General features: G+C 69.0%; 15 protein-coding genes and 1 tRNA gene. 12 read left to right on the forward strand and 4 right to left on the reverse strand.

Annotated elements, in window-relative coordinates:
• Window positions 1-20: 20 nt before the first annotated feature.
• On the forward strand, window positions 21-1754 hold the full coding sequence (locus BWO91_RS07460; RefSeq protein WP_079002140.1) for an ATP-dependent helicase: 1734 nt from the start codon (window positions 21-23) through the stop codon (window positions 1752-1754).
• Here the strand turns inward: BWO91_RS07460 and BWO91_RS07465 are convergent.
• A complete protein-coding gene (locus BWO91_RS07465) occupies window positions 1642-2511 on the reverse strand; it encodes a TOMM precursor leader peptide-binding protein (protein ID WP_079002142.1) in 870 nt (289 codons plus the stop codon). The two genes, BWO91_RS07460 and BWO91_RS07465, sit on opposite strands and share 113 nt — an antisense overlap.
• A gap of 87 nt (window positions 2512-2598) precedes the next feature.
• Window positions 2599-3951 carry a zinc-dependent metalloprotease gene (locus BWO91_RS07470; RefSeq protein WP_079003878.1) on the reverse strand — a complete coding sequence of 451 codons (1353 nt, stop codon included), beginning with the start codon at window positions 3949-3951 and terminating at the stop codon, window positions 2599-2601.
• 165 nt (window positions 3952-4116) lie between these two features.
• Between BWO91_RS07470 and BWO91_RS07475 the strand changes: the two genes are divergently transcribed.
• The 3 genes from BWO91_RS07475 (at window position 4117) to BWO91_RS07485 (ending at window position 8461) form a co-directional block, all read left to right on the forward strand.
• The gene (locus BWO91_RS07475; protein ID WP_079002144.1) at window positions 4117-5247 is read left to right on the forward strand and encodes a YlbL family protein; all 1131 of its coding nucleotides are present in this window, start codon (window positions 4117-4119) and stop codon (window positions 5245-5247) included.
• 71 nt (window positions 5248-5318) lie between these two features.
• Window positions 5319-8243 carry a UPF0182 family membrane protein gene (locus BWO91_RS07480; protein ID WP_231884394.1) on the forward strand — a complete coding sequence of 975 codons (2925 nt, stop codon included), beginning with the start codon at window positions 5319-5321 and terminating at the stop codon, window positions 8241-8243.
• A 144-nt stretch (window positions 8244-8387) separates the two neighbouring features.
• Window positions 8388-8461: transfer RNA gene (locus BWO91_RS07485), tRNA-Met, on the forward strand.
• Between the two features lie 83 nt (window positions 8462-8544).
• On the opposite strand, the gene ald is transcribed toward BWO91_RS07485, so the two are convergent.
• A complete protein-coding gene (ald, locus tag BWO91_RS07490) occupies window positions 8545-9648 on the reverse strand; it encodes an alanine dehydrogenase (protein WP_079002146.1) in 1104 nt (367 codons plus the stop codon).
• Window positions 9649-9742: 94 nt separating this feature from the next.
• On the opposite strand from ald, the gene BWO91_RS07495 reads away from it, so the two are divergent.
• The 4 genes from BWO91_RS07495 (at window position 9743) to BWO91_RS07510 (ending at window position 14032) form a co-directional block, all read left to right on the forward strand.
• Complete coding sequence (locus BWO91_RS07495; protein ID WP_430929543.1) at window positions 9743-10300, forward strand: Lrp/AsnC family transcriptional regulator; 558 nt, start codon at window positions 9743-9745, stop codon at window positions 10298-10300.
• 397 nt (window positions 10301-10697) lie between these two features.
• Window positions 10698-12059, forward strand: coding sequence for a quaternary amine ABC transporter ATP-binding protein (locus BWO91_RS07500; protein ID WP_079002147.1), 1362 nt, complete (start codon window positions 10698-10700; stop codon window positions 12057-12059).
• Complete coding sequence (locus BWO91_RS07505; protein ID WP_079002149.1) at window positions 12056-13063, forward strand: ABC transporter permease; 1008 nt, start codon at window positions 12056-12058, stop codon at window positions 13061-13063. The genes BWO91_RS07500 and BWO91_RS07505 overlap by 4 nt, the downstream gene beginning before the upstream one ends.
• Window positions 13064-13135: 72 nt before the next feature.
• Window positions 13136-14032: a glycine betaine ABC transporter substrate-binding protein gene (locus BWO91_RS07510; protein WP_064296188.1), complete on the forward strand. Its 897-nt coding sequence runs from the start codon at window positions 13136-13138 to the stop codon at window positions 14030-14032.
• Window positions 14033-14094: 62 nt separating this feature from the next.
• On the opposite strand, the gene BWO91_RS07515 is transcribed toward BWO91_RS07510, so the two are convergent.
• Window positions 14095-15291, reverse strand: coding sequence for an aminotransferase class I/II-fold pyridoxal phosphate-dependent enzyme (locus BWO91_RS07515; protein ID WP_079002151.1), 1197 nt, complete (start codon window positions 15289-15291; stop codon window positions 14095-14097).
• A gap of 158 nt (window positions 15292-15449) precedes the next feature.
• Here BWO91_RS07515 and BWO91_RS07520 point away from each other — a divergent pair, with 158 nt between their 5' ends.
• From BWO91_RS07520 to BWO91_RS07535, 4 genes are all read left to right on the forward strand, one after another.
• Window positions 15450-17111: a trypsin-like peptidase domain-containing protein gene (locus tag BWO91_RS07520; RefSeq protein ID WP_079002153.1), complete on the forward strand. Its 1662-nt coding sequence runs from the start codon at window positions 15450-15452 to the stop codon at window positions 17109-17111.
• Window positions 17112-17232: 121 nt separating this feature from the next.
• Entirely contained in the window at window positions 17233-18300 is a 1068-nt protein-coding gene (locus BWO91_RS07525; protein WP_079002155.1) for a glycosyltransferase family 2 protein, read from the forward strand.
• The gene (locus BWO91_RS07530; RefSeq protein ID WP_079002157.1) at window positions 18301-19128 is read left to right on the forward strand and encodes a CDP-alcohol phosphatidyltransferase family protein; all 828 of its coding nucleotides are present in this window, start codon (window positions 18301-18303) and stop codon (window positions 19126-19128) included.
• Entirely contained in the window at window positions 19128-20012 is an 885-nt protein-coding gene (locus tag BWO91_RS07535; protein WP_079002158.1) for a glycosyltransferase family 2 protein, read from the forward strand. The genes BWO91_RS07530 and BWO91_RS07535 overlap by 1 nt, the downstream gene beginning before the upstream one ends.
• Window positions 20013-20051: the final 39 nt, after the last annotated feature.

The following is a 20051-nucleotide window of genomic DNA, read 5'->3' on the forward strand; positions in this document are numbered from 1 at the left end:
GGTACCACCGAGGGTCGACGATGAGCAGCCCGGCCGAACTGCTGGCCGGACTCGACCCCGACCAGGCCGTCGCGGCAGAGGCGCTCCGGGGCCCCGTGTGCATGCTCGCCGGCGCAGGCACCGGCAAGACCCGGGCGATCACCCATCGCATCGCCTACGGCGTCGCGACCGGGACGTACACGGCGTCGCGCGTCATGGCGCTCACCTTCACCAGTCGCGCGGCTGCGGAACTGCGTGGCCGGCTCCGGGCCCTCGGCGCCGAGGGGGTCTCGGCCCGGACCTTCCACGCCTCCGCACTCTCGCAGCTGAACTTCTTCTGGCCCCAGGTCGTCGGCGGACCGGTTCCCGCGCTCGTCGAGAGCAAGGGCAGGGTCCTCGGGCACGCGGCGGAGCGACTCCGGTTGCGGGTCGACACGGCGACCCTGCGCGACGTGGCGGGCGAGATCGAATGGCGTAAGGTGTCCGGCCTGACCCTCGAGCAGTACGCGGCGTCGAACCGCCCGCTGCCGGCCAAGCTGTCCCTCGAGCAGGTCGTCTCGCTCCAGGAGACCTACGAGCAGTTGAAGGACGAGCGCCGACGCATCGACTTCGAGGACGTCCTGCTCGCCTGCGCCGGCATGATCGAGACCGAGCCCGCCGTCGCCATGCAGGTGCACGAGCAGTACCGGTTCTTCGTCGTGGACGAGTACCAGGACGTCTCGCCGCTGCAGCACCGACTCCTCGAACTCTGGTTGGGCGGTCGACGGGACGTGTGCGTCGTCGGCGACGCGAGCCAGACCATCTACTCCTTCGCCGGTGCCCGGTCCGACTACCTGCTCGACTTCCCGACCCGGTATCACGACGCCACGGTCGTCCGGCTCGAGCGCAACTACCGCTCCGCCCCGCCCGTCGTGGCCGCGGCGAACACGCTCATGCGGGGTCGTCCGGGGGCACTGCACCTCTCAGCGGCCACCGCACGCGACGACGAGGGCACCCAGACCGCACGGCCCGAGACGCCGGCGGTCGGCCTGCGGCAGTATCCGAACGAGCTGTCCGAGGCGAGAGGCGTGGCCTCGGAGATCCTCGTGCAGCTGCAGGCGGGCGTCCCGGCCTCGGAGATCGCCGTGCTCTACCGGATCAACGTCCAGGCGGCGGCGTTGGAGACGGCCCTCGGCGAAGCCGGCATCCCCTACGTCATGCACGGCTCCAAGCGCTTCTTCGAGCTGCCCGAGGTGCGGCAGGCCCTGCTCCAGCTCCGCGCGGCCTCCGTCTCGATCAGCGGCGAGCCCCTGTTCAAGTCCGTGAGCGACGTGCTCCGGTCGCTCGGCTGGAGCCAGGACCCGCCCGACGGCGGCGGTGCGGTGCGCGACCGCTGGGAGTCGCTCAACGCGATCATGGGGCTCGTCGACCAGGCGCCGGAAGGCACCTCGTTCCGCGCCTTCACGGATGAGCTGCAACTGCGGCAGGCCGCTCAGCACGAACCGACGGTCGAGGCGGTCACGCTGGCGACGTTGCACTCGGCGAAGGGCCTCGAGTGGGAGGCGGTGCACCTCATCGGGCTCTCCGAGGGATACCTGCCGATCTCCTACGCGAAGCAGTTCGAGCAGGCGGACGAGGAACGGAGGCTCCTCTACGTCGGCATCACGCGCGCCAAGCGGCTGCTCAACCTGTCCTGGTCCGAGATGCAGCAACGCGGTGGTCGACGCGAGCCGTCGCGGTTCCTGGCAGAGCTCGGCATGCGCACCTCGAGTGCTCCCGGACGACGCGGCGCCTGACCCCACCGGTAGCGGCGTCGACCACCAGCTGGGTGCTCGCGAGGATGGGCTGGGACGCGTCGAGATGGCGGATCACCAGGCGGGTCACGCGGGTCGCGACCTCCGCGCCGAGGAGCTGGGTGTCGAGCGGCGAACGGCGGCCGAGGAGCTGGGATGCGACGGCCGGCCAGGTCGGATCGTCGTCGGTGCGGTGCAGTTCCACGCAGTGCAGGCACGGCCCTGAGCCGGGTGTCACGAACGGCCCGATCCTGACGACACGATCACTGAAGACGACCGGCAGGTGCGGGACGTCGTCGCGCAGCCAGCGCGTGTACCGACTCGGCGGGATGACGAAGTCGGCGAAGAGGACGGCGACGTCGACGTGGTCGGGCTGCGGCCCGGGTTGCGTCGACACGGACTCCGGCGGTAGGAGTCCGACCGCCTCCTGCTCGGAGAGGAGGCGTCGGACGAGCTCGGCCGCCGGGCTCGCGCCGTCCACGACGATCCGGCGCGTCTCGGCGGTTCCGGAGGTGGGGCCGTGGTGCTCGATCACCGGGTCGAGTGTCGAAAGGACGCGATCGAATTCCTGGGCCGGGATGTCGAACGCGTCCGGCAGTCGTCGTTCGACCAGGTCAGGGAAGCCGGCACGCAGTGCCGCGACGACCTGCTCGGTCTCGGTCCGGACGCTGTCGAGCACGACCGCTTCATCGACGCCCACCTGCAGGCTGTGCGGGGTCCGCCAGAGCAGTGGTCTCCTGGGATCGAGGCGCGTCGTCATCCATCGATGATGGCGGGTCGACGACCGGTCGCGTCGGCACTGTCCACAGCTCGCCCGGTAGGACGAGCTGTGGAGCGTCGCCGTGGGTCAGACCGGGGGGCCGCCGGCACCGTTCGGGCCGGAGGGCTCCGAACCGGGCTCGTCGTCGTGCTGGTCGCCGCGTTCCTCGCCACGGAGGAGGTCTTCGAGCGCGAGATCCATCTCGTCCTGCTCCGGACGCTCACCCCTGGCCTCGGCTTCGAGGCGCGCGATGAGGGCCTCCGGGGCGTCGATGTCGGCTGCGGTGGGCACGAGGTCGGGGTGCGACCACAGGGCGTCGCGCTGCGCGGTGCCCACGGCATCGGTGACCTGCTGCCACATCTGCGCAGCCTCACGCAGCCGGCGGGGGCGCAGTTCGAGTCCCACGAGTGCACCCAGGGCCTGTTCGGCCGGCCCACCGGCGGCGCGGCGTCGGCGGACGGTCTCCGCGATGGCCGCGGAGCGGGGGAGACGCTCGGTGGCTGCCGCGGTGACGACGTCGACCCAGCCCTCGATGAGGGCGAGCGTCGTCTCGAGTCGAGCCAGGCTCGCGTCCTGTGCCTCCGTGCGGGCGGGGATGAGCGCTCCGCTCGTCATGGCCTCGCGGAGTTCCTCAGGGTTCGACGGGTCGAAGCTCTCGGCGAGTTCCTCGAGTCGCTCGGTGTCGATCCGGATGCCGCGCGCGAAGTCGGTGATCGAGGAGATGAGGTGCAGGCGGAGCCAGCGGGCGTGACGGAAGAGTCGTGCGTGCGCAAGTTCACGGACCGCGAGGTAGATCTGGACCTGATCCGCCGGGATGTCGAGACCCTCGCCGAAGTCGGCGACGTTCTGGGGCACCAGGGCTGCCTCGTTGTCGTCGAGCAGTGGGATGCCGATGTCGCCGCCGGAGACGACCTCCTTGGAGAGCTGACCGACGACCTGTCCGAGCTGCATCGCGAAGAGCGTGCCGCCGATGCCGCGGACGAGCTGTCCGGCGTTCGCGATCATGCTCGACAGCTCCTCGGGCGCGCGTTCCGTGAGCACGCCGGTCAGGGCGTTCGCGATGTTCGTGGCCACCGGCTCGGCGAGCTGCGTCCAGAACGGCATGGTCTTCGTGGCCCAGCGGGTCCTCGTGTACAGGGCCGGTTCGCTCGACAGCTCGGCCACGTCGGTGACGTCGGCGAGCCACAGGGAGGCGATGTGGAACGCTTGCTCGAACGCCGCACGCTGCTCGGGCGTCGTGTCCTGGGAGCCGTCCCCGGCGATGGTCTTCGCCTGCTGGAGCGAGGTGTCCCAGTTGATACCGTCCCCACCGGAGCGGAGTGCGCCCTGGAGCTGCGACATGAGCGCAGCGAGACTGGCCGGATCGCTGGGGAGGCCGGCGGCGCCGGCGAGCTGGCTCGCGTCGAACGAACCGTTGCCGGAGAGGAGCTCGCGGAGCATGTCGCGGAACTCGTCCTCCGGACTCTTGTCGGAATCCTCTGGCACGTCAGCCGCCTCTCAGATAGCTCGGTGCTGGGCCTTCTACGCTAGTCGCACCTCGCTGAAGAATCGCCGGGGTATGGTTGGTCGGGTTTCCGCCCACCGCGAACACTCCGGAAGGCTTGCATGTCGCTCTTCGCCGATGAGGCTCCCACCGCTTCGGCGCCGACCGGTCAGGGTCGCAATCGTCGCGCCCGGTTCGGGTGGATCGTGCTCAGCCTCTCGCTCGTCCTCCTCGGAGTGCTGTCGGCGGTACCCGCGCCGTACGTCATCGAACAGCCGGGTCCCGTGTTCAACGTGCTGGGTACGACCGAGGGCGACGACGGCGACGTCCCGCTCATCGAGGTCCACGACGAGCAGACCTACGACACCGGCGGCACGCTCGACATGCTGACGGTCCAGCTGGTCGGGAATCCGCAACGGAGCCCGGGCTGGCTCGACATCGTCTCGGCCTGGTTCGACCCGAGCCGCGCCGTCGTGCCGATGGACCTCTACTTCCCGCCCGGCGTCACGACCGAGCAGCGCGACGAGCAGAACGCGACCCTCATGGTCGATTCGCAGCAGGACTCGGTCGCGGCGGCGTTGCGCGAGCTCGGATACGAGGTCCCCGAGCACATCGTGGTGGCACAGATCGCGGAGGGCGCCCCCGCGCAGGGTGTGCTGCAGCTCGACGACGAGATCGTCGCGGTCGACGGTACGCCGGTGACCGGCCTGGCGGCCCTGCGGGACGCGATCAACGCCAACGGCACGGACAAGCCGGTCACGATCGACATCGTGCGCGGGGGAGCGGCGAGCACCGTCGAGATCACGCCGACGACCGCGACCGCGTCCGACGGGACGACCTCGACCGTGATCGGCATCGGTACCAAGACCACCTACGACCTCCCCGTCGACATCACCATCCAGCTCGACAACGTCGGCGGCCCGAGCGCCGGGATGATGTTCGCGCTCGGCATGATCGACCTGCTCACGCCGGGTGAGCTCAACGGCGGGAAGGACGTCGCCGGTACCGGGACGATCGACGCCGACGGGAACGTCGGCGCGATCGGCGGTATCCGGCAGAAGCTGTTCGGCGCGAAGGACGCCGGGGCCGAGTGGTTCCTGGCGCCGGAGAGCAACTGCGACGAGGTCGCCGGACACGTCCCCGACGGGTTGACGGTCTTCGCCGTGAAGACCCTCGACGATTCGCTCGCAGCGCTCAAGGCCATCGCGGACGGAGCCGACACGAGCAAGCTGCCCACCTGCTCGGCCGGTTGAACGCTTCGGGCGCTCTCTCAGCCCGGCCGCTTTAGGATGGGTGGGACGACCCCTATCTGAAGAGGCCACACGTGACATCCGCAGCAGCAGAGAAGCCCCTGTCCACTCAGCGCCGACGCGCCCCGATCGCGATCACGGTGGCGATCATCGCCGCGCTCCTGATCGGGTTCTTCGTGTTCTCGGGGTTCTACGCCGACCTGCTGTGGTTCCAACAGCTCGGCTTCACCGAGGTCCTGACCACGCAGTGGATCGCGGCGATCGCCATGTTCCTCGTCGGGTTCGTGGGTATGGCCCTGCCCGTGTGGCTCGCGATCGAGATCGCCTACCGGACACGCCCGGTGTACGCGAAGCTCAGCTCCCAGGTCGACCGCTACCAGCAGGTCGTCGAGCCGCTGCGCCGACTCGCGACCTACGGTATCCCCGCGCTGTTCGGCCTCTTCGGCGGTGTCGCCGCCGCTTCGCGCTGGCAGCTGGTCCTGCTCTGGATGAACGGTACGCCCGCAGGCACCAAGGACCCGCAGTTCAACCTCGACGTCTCGTTCTACCTCTTCGACCTGCCGTTCTTCCAGGCCGTGGTCGCCTTCTCCTCGGCGGTCGTCCTGATCGCCCTGATCGCCACCGCCGTCGTCACCTACCTCTACGGAGGCATCCGGGTGGTCAGCCGCGAGGTCTGGATCTCGATGGCAGCCCGCGTACAGATCTCGGTGCTCGCCGCGCTCTACCTCATCCTGCAGGCCGTCAGCCTCTGGCTCGATCAGTACACGACCCTGAACGACACCGGCACGCTCATCACCGGAGCCTCGTACACCGATGTCGCCGCGACCATCCCCGGTCGGGTGATCCTCGCCGGGATCGCGCTCATGGTCGCCGTCCTGTTCGTCGTCACCGCGTTCACCGGCCGCTGGCGTCTGCCGCTCGTCGGCACAGCGCTGCTGATCGTCGCGTCGCTCATCGTCGGCAGTCTCTACCCGTGGATCGTCCAGCGCTTCCAGGTGGAGCCGAACGCGAAGAGTCTCGAGACGCCGTACATCAAGCGGAACATCGACATGACGCGCGACGCCTACGGGATCGCCGGCGTGGAGGAGGAGGAGTACGCGGCGACCACCGACGCGACTCCCGGTGCGCTCCGTCAAGACGCCGAGACCACGGCGAACATCCGGATCATCGACCCGTCGCTCGTGAGCGCATCCGTGGCCCAGCTGGAGCAGTTCAAGCAGTTCTACTCCTTCGACAAGCAGCTCGACGTCGACCGCTACAACATCGACGGCAAGACGCAGGACGCCGTCGTCGCGGTCCGCGAACTCAACGTCGCCGGTCTCGACAACTCGCAGTCGTGGATCAACAACACGGTGGTGTACACCCACGGGTACGGGCTGGTCGCCGCCTACGGCAACCAGCGCTCGGCCTCCGGCGAGCCGGTCTTCCTCGAGTCCGGCATCCCCACCACCGGCTCGCTCGGCGATTTCGAGCCGCGCGTGTACTTCGGCGAGCAGTCGCCCGACTACTCCATCGTCGGTGCCCCCAAGGGCTCCGACCCGGTGGAACTCGACTATCCGTCGGGCACCCAGGGCGAGTCGCAGACCTACACCACCTTCGATGGCGACGGCGGGCCCAAGCTCGACAACGTCTTCAAGAAGCTCGTCTACGCCCTGAAGTTCCAGTCCGAGCAGATCTTCCTGTCGGACTCCGTGAACAGCAAGTCGCAGATCCTCTACGACCGCGACCCGCTCACCCGGGTCCAGAAGGTCGCCCCCTACCTGACGCTCGACTCCGACCCCTACCCGTCGGTGGTGGACGGTCAGATCGTCTGGATCGTCGACGGATACACGACGAGCGCCAGCTACCCGTACTCGAAGACCGTGAGCCTGTCGGACACCATCTCCGACTCGGTCACGCCGGCGCAGAACTACGCGCTCGACGACGTCAACTACATCCGGAACTCGGTGAAGGCGACCGTCAACGCGTACGACGGCAAGGTCACGCTCTACAGCTGGGACGACCAGGACCCGATCCTCAAGACCTGGCAGAAGGTGTTCCCGTCGACGGTCAAGCCGATGTCGGACATGTCCGGCGACCTGATGAGCCACGTGCGGTACCCGGCCGATCTCTTCAAGGTCCAGCGCTCGGTGCTCGGTCAGTACCACGTCACCAACGCCGGTTCGTTCTACTCGAGTGAGGACGCCTGGGTCACCCCCAACGATCCGCAGTCGACCGACACGAACAAGACCTATCAGCCGCCCTACTACCTGACGATGCAGTTGCCTGGCCAGGAGTCTCCCTCCTTCTCGCTGTACTCGACGTTCATCCCTCGTCAGGGCGGTGAACAGTCGCGGAACGTGCTCACCGGCTACCTCGCGGTCGACGCGAACGCCGGCGCCGAGGACGGTAAGCGGAGTTCCGACTACGGCAAGATCCGACTGCTGACCCTCCCGAAGGACGACACCGTGCCGGGCCCCGGTCAGGTGCAGAACACCTTCGACTCCGACCCGAGCGTGTCGAGCCAGATCAACATCCTGAAGCAGGGTCAGACCGAGGTGCTGAACGGCAACCTGCTGACGGTGCCCGTCGGAGGTGGGCTGCTGTACGTCCAACCGGTGTACGTGAAGTCCACGGGCGACACGAGCTTCCCGCTGTTGCAGAAGGTGCTCGTGGCCTTCGGCGACAAGATCGCGTTCGAGGACACCCTCGACGAAGCGCTCGACGTCCTGTTCGGTGGAGACTCGGGTGCCGACGCCGGTGACACGAACGTGCCGGGAGACAGCACCACACCCCCGACGGACGGCACGGACACCGGAGGCGGCACCGACGGTGGAACGACCCCGAGCACGGGTGACCCGACGGTCGACGCTCAAATCAAGACGCTCCTCGACCAGGCGAAGGCTGCGATGGTCGAGAAGGACGCCGCGATGGCGAGCGGCGACTGGGCTGCTTACGGGGTGGCGGACAAGAAGGTGTCGGACGCTCTCGCGCAGGCTCTCGCGCTGCTGAACGGCTGATTCCGAGCCCACGATCCGAACGGCGTCGCCCTGACGGGCGACGCCGTTCGGCGTTCCAGGGGGAGGGATTCTGCCGGCGACGGGGTCCTTGGCGGTACGCGATTTGCACGGCCCCAGAATGCATGCTAGGTTTATCTCTTGTGCCGCAGGGTGGAGCAGTTCGGTAGCTCGCTGGGCTCATAACCCAGAGGTCGTAGGTTCAAATCCTGCCCCTGCAACAGAAAAGATGAAATCCCGGTCTCCTCGAGACCGGGATTTCGTCGTTTGCGGAGATAGTCGCCCGCAGCCGGCGAGCGGTGGGTCAGTCCATCGTCGCGACGGGGAGGCCGAACGCTGCTGCCACGCCGGCGTTGGTGACCGCACCCGCGTGGACGTTGACGCCCGCGCGGAGCGCTGCGTCGGCGGCCACCGCTTCTCCCGTGCCCTGGTCGGCGATGGCGAGTGCGTACCGGAGGGTGGCGTTGGTCAGCGCGCGTGTCGAGGTCTCCGGGACGGCGCCGGGCATGTTGGCCACGCAGTAGTACAGGCTGTCGTGGACCCGGAACGTCGGGTCGTCGTGCGTCGTCGGCCGGGAGCCCTCGAAGCAGCCGCCCTGGTCGATCGCGATGTCGACGAGCACCGAGCCGGGTTTCATGTCCGCCACCATGGCGTCGGTGACGAGCTTCGGGGCCTGAGCCCCGGGGATGAGGACCGAGCCGATGACGAGGTCGGCGTCGCGGAGCTGCTCCGCGATCTCGTACGCCGATGACGGTCTGGTCTGGATCTGCCCGCTGAAACGGTTCTCCAGCTCGCGCAGGCGAGGGATGGAGATGTCGATGATCGTGACGTCCGCCTGCATGCCGAGCGCGTTGGCCGCGGCGTGCTCGCCCGCGACCCCGCCGCCGATGACGACGACCTTCGCCTTGGGGGTTCCGGGCACGCCGCCCAGGAGGATTCCGCGTCCGCCGGTGGCTCGCATGAGGTGGTACGCGCCGACCTGCGTCGACAGTCGTCCCGCGACCTCGCTCATCGGCTGCAGGAGCGGCAGGGAGCGATTGGGGAGTTGGACGGTCTCATAGGCGATCGCGGTGGTCCCAGAGGCGAGCAGGGCGTCGGTGAGGGGGCGGTCCGCTGCGAGGTGCAGGTAGGTGAAGAGCGTCTGGTCGGCCCGCAGGAAGCCGTACTCGGCGGCGACGGGCTCCTTCACCTTGAGCAGGAGGTCGCCCGTCGCCCATACGGAGGCCGCATCGGCGGCGATGGTCGCACCGGCGGCGCGATACGCTTCGTCGGGATTGCCGGACCCGAGGCCGGCGCCCGCCTGGACGACGACCTCATGGCCGTGTCGGACGAGTTCGTGGACGCCGCCGGGCGTCGCCGCCACCCGGTTCTCGTTGTTCTTGATCTCCGTGGGGATGCCGATTCGCATGGCTGGTTCCTCTCGCAGGCTGGGCCAAGGCTCGGCTCTCCCGCTCGTCGGTGGACGGTGTGCGACTATTCTGAGGTTGCTGCGTTTCAGGCTCATGAACACCGCAGCTTTCATGGAATCTCCTCTAAAAATCGCTGATGATTTGGAAAAGATCGAGAGCAGGCGCAGCATGACGAACAATCTGCACAGCAGTGCGGACCTCGACGACGTCGATCACGCACTCCTGCGGCTCCTCCAGGAGAACGCGCGCATGACGAACGCCCGCATGGCGGAGCTCGTCGGCATCGCGCCCTCGACGTGCGTCGCCCGGGTGCGGTCGCTCGTCGATCGCGGCGTGATCACGGGGTTCTCGGCGCGTATCGATCCGGTCGCGGTCGGGCTCGGTCTCGAGGCGCTCATCAGCGTCAACATCAGGGCAGGAGCTCGAGCCCGTATCGCCGAGTTCAGCGCCGGCATCCGACAGCTCCCGGAAGTCGTGCAGGTGTTCTTCCTCGGCGGCTCCGAGGACTTCGTCATCCATCTCGCGGCGCGGGACAGCGCCCACATCCGCGACTTCGTCGTCGAGCACCTGTCGGCGGATCCGACGGTCGCCTCAACGCGCACGAGTCTGGTGTTCGATCACTCGTTCATCGGCGTCGCGGTGGGGGAGTGACGGTGATCCGCGGCTGTACCGGCCGGGTGAAGATCACGAACGCATAACGAAGGACTCGAACGGAAAACCCTGACCATGTTCGGTTTTGCAATGGAGTCCGTGTGCGATGTCCGCCTTTTGGGGGATCCTCGATTAGCCAGCAGCTGTGAGTTTCGTTAGCGTTGTCGACGGCCCGCAAGGGCTGACCCACGTAACCGCGTCCCGCCCCCTGTCGCCCCGCGACGGCGTGCTGGACGTACGGTCGAACGCCACGCGGTAGCCGTTGTCGCCCCACGTGATCCGAGCCCGCGCGCTGTCCATCAGTGCGCCGATGGGGCGGATCGAGAGCCGTTCGACCCGGCCTGACGATCGACAGGAAGAGCGCACCGCGGTTCCGCGTGCGCTTCCAGGAGAACACATGACCGAAACGATTGCCGTCTCCGCGACGGGACTGTACAAGGTCTTCGGCAGGAAGCCGAAGGAAGCCGTGAAACGCCTGCAGGCCGGTGCCGCGCGTGACGAACTCGCCTCCGGCGGGACCACCGCAGCCGTCATCGACGCCTCGTTCGAGGTGAAGCAGGGCGAGATCTTCGTCGTGATGGGCCTCTCCGGCTCGGGCAAGTCGACGCTGATCCGGATGCTCAACGGCCTGCTCGAGCCGACGGCGGGCACCGTGACCATCGCCGGGAAGCCGATCTCGGGGGTGTCCTCGAAGCAGCTACGTGCGGTCCGACAGGACGACATCTCGATGGTCTTCCAGCACTTCGCCCTCCTGCCGCACCGCACGGTGCTCGAGAACGCCGCCTATGGACTCGAGGTGAAGGGTGTGCCGGCCGCTGAACGACGCGAGCGGGCCCAGGCCGTCGTCGAGCGCGTCGGGCTCGCAGGCTGGGAGGACAAGCTCCCGGGCCAGCTCTCCGGCGGGATGCAGCAGCGCGTCGGCCTTGCCCGCGCACTCGCCTCGGACACCGACATCCTCCTCATGGACGAGGCGTTCTCCGCGCTCGATCCCCTCATCCGCCGCGAGATGCAGGAGCAGCTCGTCGAGCTGCAGGCCGAGCTCGGCAAGACCATCGTGTTCATCACCCACGACCTCAACGAGGCGATGTTCCTCGGCGACCGGATCGCCGTCATGCGTGACGGCCGGATCGTCCAGGTCGGCACCCCGAACGACATCCTGACCGACCCGGCGAACGACTACGTCGCCCAGTTCGTCCAGGACGTCGACCGCGCCCGCGTCCTGACCGCCGGTGGCGTGATGGAACCCGCGCGCTCCGTCGTCTCCGCGTCCGCCGGACCCAGGGCTGCCCTGCGCATCATGCGCGATCTGCAGACCTCGACCGCCTTCGTGGTCGGTCCGGGCCGGCAGCTCCTCGGCGTCGTCCGCGACAAGGACGTGCTGCGTCTCGTCCGTGCGGGCGACCACCAGCTCGGGAGTGTCATCACCGCCGACCTCGCCACGGTCTCGCCGGAGGCGGCGCTCGTCGACCTCTTCGAGTCCGCCGTCGAGAGTGCCCTGCCCGTCGCCGTCGTGGACGAGCGGACGCGCCTGCTCGGCGTCGTCCCGCGGGTGACCCTGCTCGCCGCCGTCGGCAACGTCCCGACCAACACGGATGAGATCAGCCTTGTCGGACCGCCGGCGACGGTGCCTGTCGAGCTCATCACGGCGACCCTCCGGTCGACCGCGGAGGACCCGCAGCACCCCGACGACGTGACCTCGTCGATCGAGACCAGCGCCGCCGAACCGGCAGCGAGCCTGCCGGAAGGGAGTGTCCGATGAACGGCATCCGTCTCCAGTCGTCCGGGTTCCTGGACGCCATCACCCGCCCCGAGATCGGTGCGTGGGTCGAAGCCTTCGTCGACTTCATCACCGACGTCTTCCAGCCCGTCTTCGACGTCATCCGGACCGTCTTCCAGGGGCTGTACGACGGCGTCGACCTCGCGCTCAGCGGTCCGCCGTTCTGGGTGATCATCATCGTCGCCGCGCTGTTGGCCTTCGTCGCGCGGGGCCCGGTGTTCGCCGTCGGCTCCGCGGTCGGGCTGCTGATCATCGTCGGCGTCGAGCAGTGGGACAACGCGATGGACTCGCTCTCGCTCGTGCTCGTGGCCGGTCTCATCGCCATCGTGATCGGGATCCCACTCGGCATCCTGGCGGCTCGCTCGAAGGTCGCGTCGTCGATCATCCGCCCGTTGCTCGACTTCATGCAGACGACTCCTGCGTTCGTGTACCTCATCCCCGCGCTCATCCTGTTCCGCATCGGCGTCGTCCCGGGCATCGTCGCGACGATCGTCTTCGCGCTGGCCCCGGCAGTCCGTCTCACGGAACTCGGGATCCGCAACGTCGACCGCGAGGTCGTCGAGGCCGGCAACGCGTTCGGTGCTTCCTCCTGGCGGATCCTGCGTCAGATCCAGCTGCCGCTCGCGATGCCGAACATCATGGCCGGAGTCAACCAGGTCATCATGCTCTCGCTCTCGATGGTCGTCATCGCCGGCATGGTCGGCGCCGGCGGCCTGGGAGGCGACGTCGTCAAGAGCCTCTCCCGGATCGACATCCAGCTCGGTTCCGAAGCGGGCCTGTCGGTCGTCATCCTGGCGATCTTCCTGGACCGTCTCACCGCCTCCCTCGGCGGCGGTCGCAAGCAGCGCGGCAAGCGTACGAAGGCTGCCCCGGCCTCGCCCGCCGGGATCCGCCCGGCACCGGCCGCAAGCACCACGACGACCGACAGCACCGCCTCAGGCGAGGAGCAGCGCACCCCCGCCGAGTCGCCGACCGCCGTGCGGTGACCCACCGGCACACAGCTTTCCATCCGACGACACCGATCCCCGCGTCACGCGGGACGAAAGGAATCATCGAACATGCAGTACCGCACCAAGATCGCAACCACCATCGCAGCGGGGGCGGCGGCGACGCTCGCCATCTCCGGCTGCTCCGCCGGCGCCGCTGATGAGACGCTCGAGAACGGCGACAAGCAGGCGGTGACCATCGCCGTGTTCAGCGGCTGGGACGAGGGCATCGCGGCCTCCGAGCTGTGGAAGGCCGTGCTCGAGGAGCAGGGCTACGACGTCACCCTCGAGGAGGCGGAGCCCGCCCCGGTGTTCTCCGGCCTCAGCACCGGTGACTACGACCTGACGCTCGACGTCTGGCTGCCGACGACCCACGCGAGCTACATCGAGAAGTTCGGTGACGACGTCGTCGACCTCGGCGCCTGGAACACCGACGCCAAGCTCACGATCGCCGTCAACGAGGACGCCCCCGTCGACTCGCTCGAGGACCTCGCGGCCAACGCGGACCTCTTCGACAGCCGCCTCGTCGGCATCGACCCCGGTGCCGGACTCACGGAGGCGACCCAGGACAAGGTCATCCCCGAGTACGGCCTCGACGACTGGGAGTTCCTGACTTCGGGCACCCCGGCGATGCTGTCGGAGCTGAAGGCCGCGACCGACGCCGGTGAGAACATCGCCGTCACGCTGTGGCGTCCGCACTGGGCCTACGACGCGTTCCCGATCAAGGACCTCGAGGACCCGAAGGGCGCGCTCGGGGACGCCGAAGGCATCCACAGCTTCGGCAAGGCCGACTTCGCGGACGAGTACCCGACGCTCGCCGGGTGGCTGAAGGACTTCGACTTCGACTCGGAGCGACTGTTCTCGCTCGAGAACGCGATGTTCAACGAGGGTGACTCGAAGGACTACGCGCCGGTCGTCAAGCAGTGGATCAGCGACAACCAGGAGTACGTGGACTCGCTCACCAAGTAGCGGATCGATGAGACGACGGGCACCGGAACGATCCGGTGCCCGTCGTCTCGTGCGTCGGAGCCTCAGCCGCGGAGTCGGGCGAGACCCTCGACCGCCCGCTCCAGGACCTCGACGCGTTTGCAGAACGCGAACCGGACCAGTGACGCGTAGTCCGGGTCGTGCCGGTCGAGGCAGAACGCCGACAGCGGCACCGCCACGACGCCGGCGAGCGCGGGCAGCGCCCGGCAGAACGCCGCAGCATCGTCGAAGCCCAACGGTGCCGCATCGGCCACGATGAAGTAGGTGCCGTCCGGCCGGAAGGTGTCGAAACCGGCGGCTGAGAGGCCCGCGCTCAGGAGGTCCCGCTTGCCGCGCAGGTCGTCGGCGATGGCCGTGAACGAGGCGTCGGGCAGTCGGAGTCCGGTCGCCATCGCCGGCTGGAACGGTGCGCCGTTGACGTAACTGAGGTACTGCTTGACCGTCGAGACGGCCGAGACGAGTTCGCGGGGTCCGGTCAACCAGCCGATCTTCCACCCGGTCGTGCTGAAGGTCTTGCCACCGGATGAGATCGTGAGTGTGCGTTCGGCGGCACCCGGCAAGGTCGCGATCGGAACGTGCCGGACGTCGAAGCTCAGGTGCTCGTAGACCTCGTCGGTCACGATGATCGCATCGTGGCGCTCCGCCAACTCGGCGACCAGGTCGAGCGTCGCGCGGCCGAGGACGGTGCCGGTCGGGTTGTGCGGTGTGTTGACCAGAATGACCCTGGTCCGGTCGGTGACGGCGGCGCGGAGCTCGTCCGGGTCCGCCTGGAAGTCGGGTGCGCGCAGCTTGACCGTCCGATGCCGCCCACCGGCGAGGGCGATGAGTCCGCCGTACGCGTCGTAGAACGGCTCGAAGGTCACGACTTCGTCGCCGTGCTCGACGAGGGCGAGCAGGGTCGCGGCGAGCGCCTCGGTCGCTCCGGCGGTGACGAGCACCTCTCCCTGCGGGTCTGGCTGGAGACCGTAGAACCGTCGCTGGTGCTCGCTGATCGCGGTGCGGAGGTCGAGGGTGCCCGGGCCGGGCGGGTACTGGTTCTCGCCGCGCTCGATGGCCGCGACCGCCTCGGCCAGGACGGCCTCGGGTCCGTCCTCGTCGGGGAACCCCTGGCCGAGGTTGACGGCTCCGGTCTGCAGCGCGAGCGCGCTCATCTCCGCGAAGATCGTCGACGAGACGTGTCCGTCCTCGTCGACGAGGCCGGCGCCTTCGGCGGTGCGCCGCCAGGGTCCGTCAACCACCATGTCGATATCCTTCCGTGGCCGCGGGCGCGGGCCGCTCCCAATCTAGGACACCGTGCGCAGGTCCTTACGGCGAAGACCTAGCCGGCGCACAGCGGGCGCGAATGAAACACTCAGCTCAGCACGGGAAGCTGACTGCGCTTGGAAGGAGCAGAATCGCCATGACCGACACCGCAGACGGACAGCAGCCCGCCGAACACCCCCAGTCCACCCCGAACGGTGAGACCGCGCCGCAGTCCGCACCCGCTGAGCAGGCGGGCGGCACCGTGCCTCCCGCGGGCGAGGCACGGCCGTCGACCTCAGGAGCGTACTTCCCGCCCCCGACCGCGATGCCACCGGTCGCACCGCCCGCCGGTCAGCCGACGCAGCCGCCGTACGGCGCGGCCCAGCAGGGCTCGCCGTACCAGCAGGCGCCGCAGCACCCGTCCGCAGCCTTCTCCCGTCAGCAGCAGCCGAACCCGTACGCCGCGTACCAGCAGCCCACCGGTCAGCAGCCCACGGCACAGCCGCAGCCTGGTCAGCAGCACGGTCCCTACGGTGCGTCCCCGTACGCCCAGCAGCCGACCGGGCAGCACCCCGGTGTCCCGACGCCTCCGGCAGCGCGCACGAAGAAGACCAACCGCCCGCTGGCGGGCATGGTCGCGATGCTCGCCGTCGGCGCCCTCATCGGAGGAGCGTCCGGCGCCGGGGCGACGCTCTGGGTCACGAACGCGACGAAGTCGAGTGTCTCGAGCAACGAGGCGGGCTCGAAGGCGTTCACCATCAACGACGACGCCGACGTCAGCCTGACCACGGCCATCGCCGCGACGGCCGGACCGAGCGTCGTGACCCTCTCGGTCCAGGGCGGGCAGAGCGCCGGGACCGGCTCGGGGATCATCCTCAGCAAGGACGGTTACGTCCTGACGAACACGCACGTGGTCACCCTGGACGGCCAGGTCGCCGACCCGACCATCCGGGTCACCGATGCGAACGGCAAGCTGTACAACGCCAAGATCGTCGGCACGGACCCGATCTACGACCTGGCGGTCATCAAGCTCGAGGACGCCTCGGGTCTCAGCCCGATGGAGTTCGCGAACTCCGACAAGCTCAACGTCGGCGAGACGGCCGTCGCGATCGGTGCGCCGCTCGGACTGGCGGGAACCGTCACCGACGGCATCGTCAGCGCCCTCAACCGGAGCATCACCGTCGCCTCCTCTGCCGTTCCGGACTCCGGATCGAGCGACGACGGCGGGTCCGGCGACTCGAACGGCGACAACCAGAGCCCCTGGAACTTCGACGTGCCGGGGCAGACCACCCCGACCGCGCCGACCTCCTCGATCTCCATCGCGGTCATCCAGACCGACGCGGCGATCAACCCCGGCAACTCGGGTGGCGCGCTCGTCGACGGCACCGGCAAGCTCATCGGGGTCAACGTCGCGATCGCGAGCGCCGGAAGCACCGACTCGTCGTCGCAGAGCGGCAGCATCGGTGTCGGCTTCGCCATCCCGGCGAACATCGCCAAGCGCGTCTCGGACGAGATCATCAAGACGGGCAAGGCGACCCACGGCCTGCTCGGTGCGACCGTGAAGGACGCCTCGAGCGACGCCAAGAGCACGGTCGCCGGCGCGCTCATCGACAAGGTCACCGACAACGGCGCCGCGCAGGCCGCGGGTCTGAAGTCCGGGGACATCGTCACCGAGTTCAACGGCGTCCCGGTCACCGGTGCGAACGACCTGACCGCTCAGGTGCGGGCGCTCGCGGCGGGGGCGACGGCGAAGCTCACCTTCACCCGCGGCAACGACTCGCAGACCGCCGAGGTCACGCTCGGCGAGCTCGCGCTCTGACACCCGGGGCGTCACGCCCCGGAGGACGCCCGCACGGCCTCCGTGCGGGCGTCCTCCGCGTCCGGGCCACCCCGACGACCGGCTGCTAGGCTCGATCGAACGAAACACGGAGTGAACCCCCATGTCGAACGACACAGGCCAGGCCGACGCACCGTCGTCGCCCGGAGTCTCCTACGTGATGCCGGTGTTGAACGACGTCCGACACGTCAGAGCAGCTGTCGACAGCCTCCTGGCGCAGGACTACGCCGGCGACGTGGAGATCACGATCGCCGTCGGGCCGAGCATCGACGGCACGACCGAGCTCGTCCGAGAGCTCCAGGCGGCCGACCCCCGCATCCACGTGCTGGAGAACCGCGTCGGGTCGACCCCGGCCGGGCTCAACCTGGCGATCGCCGCGTCGACGCATCCGATCGTCATCCGGGTCGACGCCCACTCGGAGCTGCCCGACGACTACGCGCGTCTCGCGGTCGAGACCATGCTCCGCACGGGGGCGCAGAACGTGGGCGGCATCATGGACGCCCAGGGACGCACGAGCTTCGAGACGGCGGTGGCGCGGGCGTACGGCTCGCGTGTCGGACTCGGTGGCACACCCCACCACGTCGGCGGTCGAGAGGGGCCCGCCGACACGGTCTACCTCGGCGTCTTCGACCGCGAGATGCTCATGCGGGTGGGCATGTTCGACGAGCGCATCAAACGCGGACAGGACTGGGAGCTCAACCGCCGGATCAAGCAGGCCGGCGGCCTCGTCTGGTTCACGCCCGCGTTGCGCGTCGTCTACCGCCCGCGTGCGAGCATGCGCGCCCTGGCGCGACAGTTCTTCTCCACCGGACTCTGGCGCGGCGAACTCAGCCGGAGTTTCCCCACCCGCGGCACGCTCCGCTACTTCGCGCCACCGGTCCTGGTGCTCGGCATCGTGCTCGGCACGCTGCTCGGGCTCGGAGGCCTGGTCCAGCTGGGGGCGGGTGCGACACCGTGGCTGCTCCTCGGGTTCGCGGCCCCCATCGCCTATGCGGCCATCGTGCTGCTCGCGAGCATCGTCGTCACCGGGCGGGACGGGATACGCACGAGCCTCTGGATGCTCGCCGTCCTGCCGTGCATCCACTTCTGCTGGGGCACCGGGTTCGTGCTCGGCTACGGCTCGCTCGCGAAGGGCATCTCCGCGCTGCGCAATCCACCGAAGGCGGTCTAGATGTCGGATCCCAGCACGGCCGGAACCGGGCCGAGGCTCACGCCCCCGCGGACGATCGCCGAACTCCGTGCCGTGGCGCAACCGCCGGAGGTCCGTGCGCGGAAGAACGCCGAGCACTGGACCGCCGACCTCTATCTGCGAGACCTGTCGCCGTACGTCACCTGGTTGCTGCTGCGCACGAGCATCAGCGCGAACGGCGTGACGGGTCTGATGATCCTGACCGGCTGGGCCACGGCCGCCGCGCTGCTCATCCCCGGATTCGGCGGTGCGGCCCTCGCACTCGTGCTCGGGCAGACCCAGATGCTCGTCGACTGCTGCGACGGCGAGGTCGCGCGCTGGCGGCGGACGTCGAGTCCGGCAGGTGCGTTCCTGGACTCCGTCGGCCACTACTCCACCGAGTCGCTCATCGCGATCGCGCTCGGTGTCCGTGCCGCCGCGTGGCCGGTTGATGCGCCAGCGGACCTGGTCTGGATCACCCTCGGATTCGCGCTCGCGCTGTTCGTCGTGCTCAACAAGGCGCTGAACGACATGGTGCGGGTCGCCCGCGCCGGCTTCGGGGCGCCGAAGCTCACCTACTCGACGGAGGAGTCGGCACCTCGTGGGGGAGCGCTTGCGACGGCGCGGACGGTGGCGCGGTTCCTGCCGTTCCACCGCCTGTTCCACTCGGTCGAACTCACGATGGTGATCTTCGCCGCTTCCGTGGTCGGTCTGTTCGTCGGCGACGTCGAGGCGATGCGCTGGGTACTCGCGATCCTCGTACCGCTCGCGCTCCTGACGCTCGTCGGGCATTTCGTCGCGATCGTCTCGTCGAAGCGGCTCCACGCGTGATGTCCGGCCCGATCCCGGTCACGCGCTCCGTCGGTGTCGTGGTCCTGACGCAGGGGACCCGCCCGGTCGAGCTCACTGCAGCAGTGGAGAGCGTGCTCGCCCAGCAAGCGGTGGAGCTCGACGTGGTCGTGGTCGGTAACGGCTGGCAGCCGACCGGGCTTCCGGACGGCGCCCGAGGCCTGGCCCTGTCCGAGAACCTCGGGATCCCCGCCGGACGCAACCGTGGTGTCGAGGCGGTGCAGGGGGAGTTCGTCTTCTTCCTCGACGACGACGCGACCATCCCGTCCACCACGTTCCTCCGCGACGCCATCGCGATGCTCGACGCGGACCGGTCCATCGGCCTCATCCAGCCCCGGCTCGCCGACGCGGACGGTGCAGCGACGCCGTCCCGCTGGGTGCCGCGAACCCGCGACAAGGACCCCGGGCATTCGAGCGCCGTGTTCTCCTGCCTCGAAGCGGCCGTCCTGCTGCCGCGGTCGGTGTTCGACGCCGTCGGTGGGTGGGCCGACCCGTTCTTCTACGCGCATGAGGGCATCGAGCTCGCCTGGCGGGTCTGGGACCAGGGGAGGCGAGCCTGGTACGAGGCCTCCCTCGAAGCGAACCACCCGGTGACCGAACCGACGAGGCATACCGCCTACTACCGGCTCAACGCGCGGAACCGGGTCTGGCTCGCACGGCGGAACCTCCCCGTACCGCTCATTCCGCTGTATGTGGGCTCCTGGACCGCGATCCAGGTGATCCGGTGGTGGCGGAAGCCGGAGGCCCTCCGCCCCTGGTTCGGCGGCTGGCGTGAGGGCTGGCGGACGGACCCCGGCGAACGTCGCCCACTGCGCTGGCGGACGGTCTGGCGGATGACGCGCGCAGGGCGACCTCCGGTCATCTGAGGGGCGGGTGCCCGTCGTGATCCCACCGTGACCTGGCGT

The organism is Plantibacter flavus, assembly GCF_002024505.1.
In the GTDB taxonomy this organism is placed as follows: domain Bacteria; phylum Actinomycetota; class Actinomycetes; order Actinomycetales; family Microbacteriaceae; genus Plantibacter; species Plantibacter flavus_A.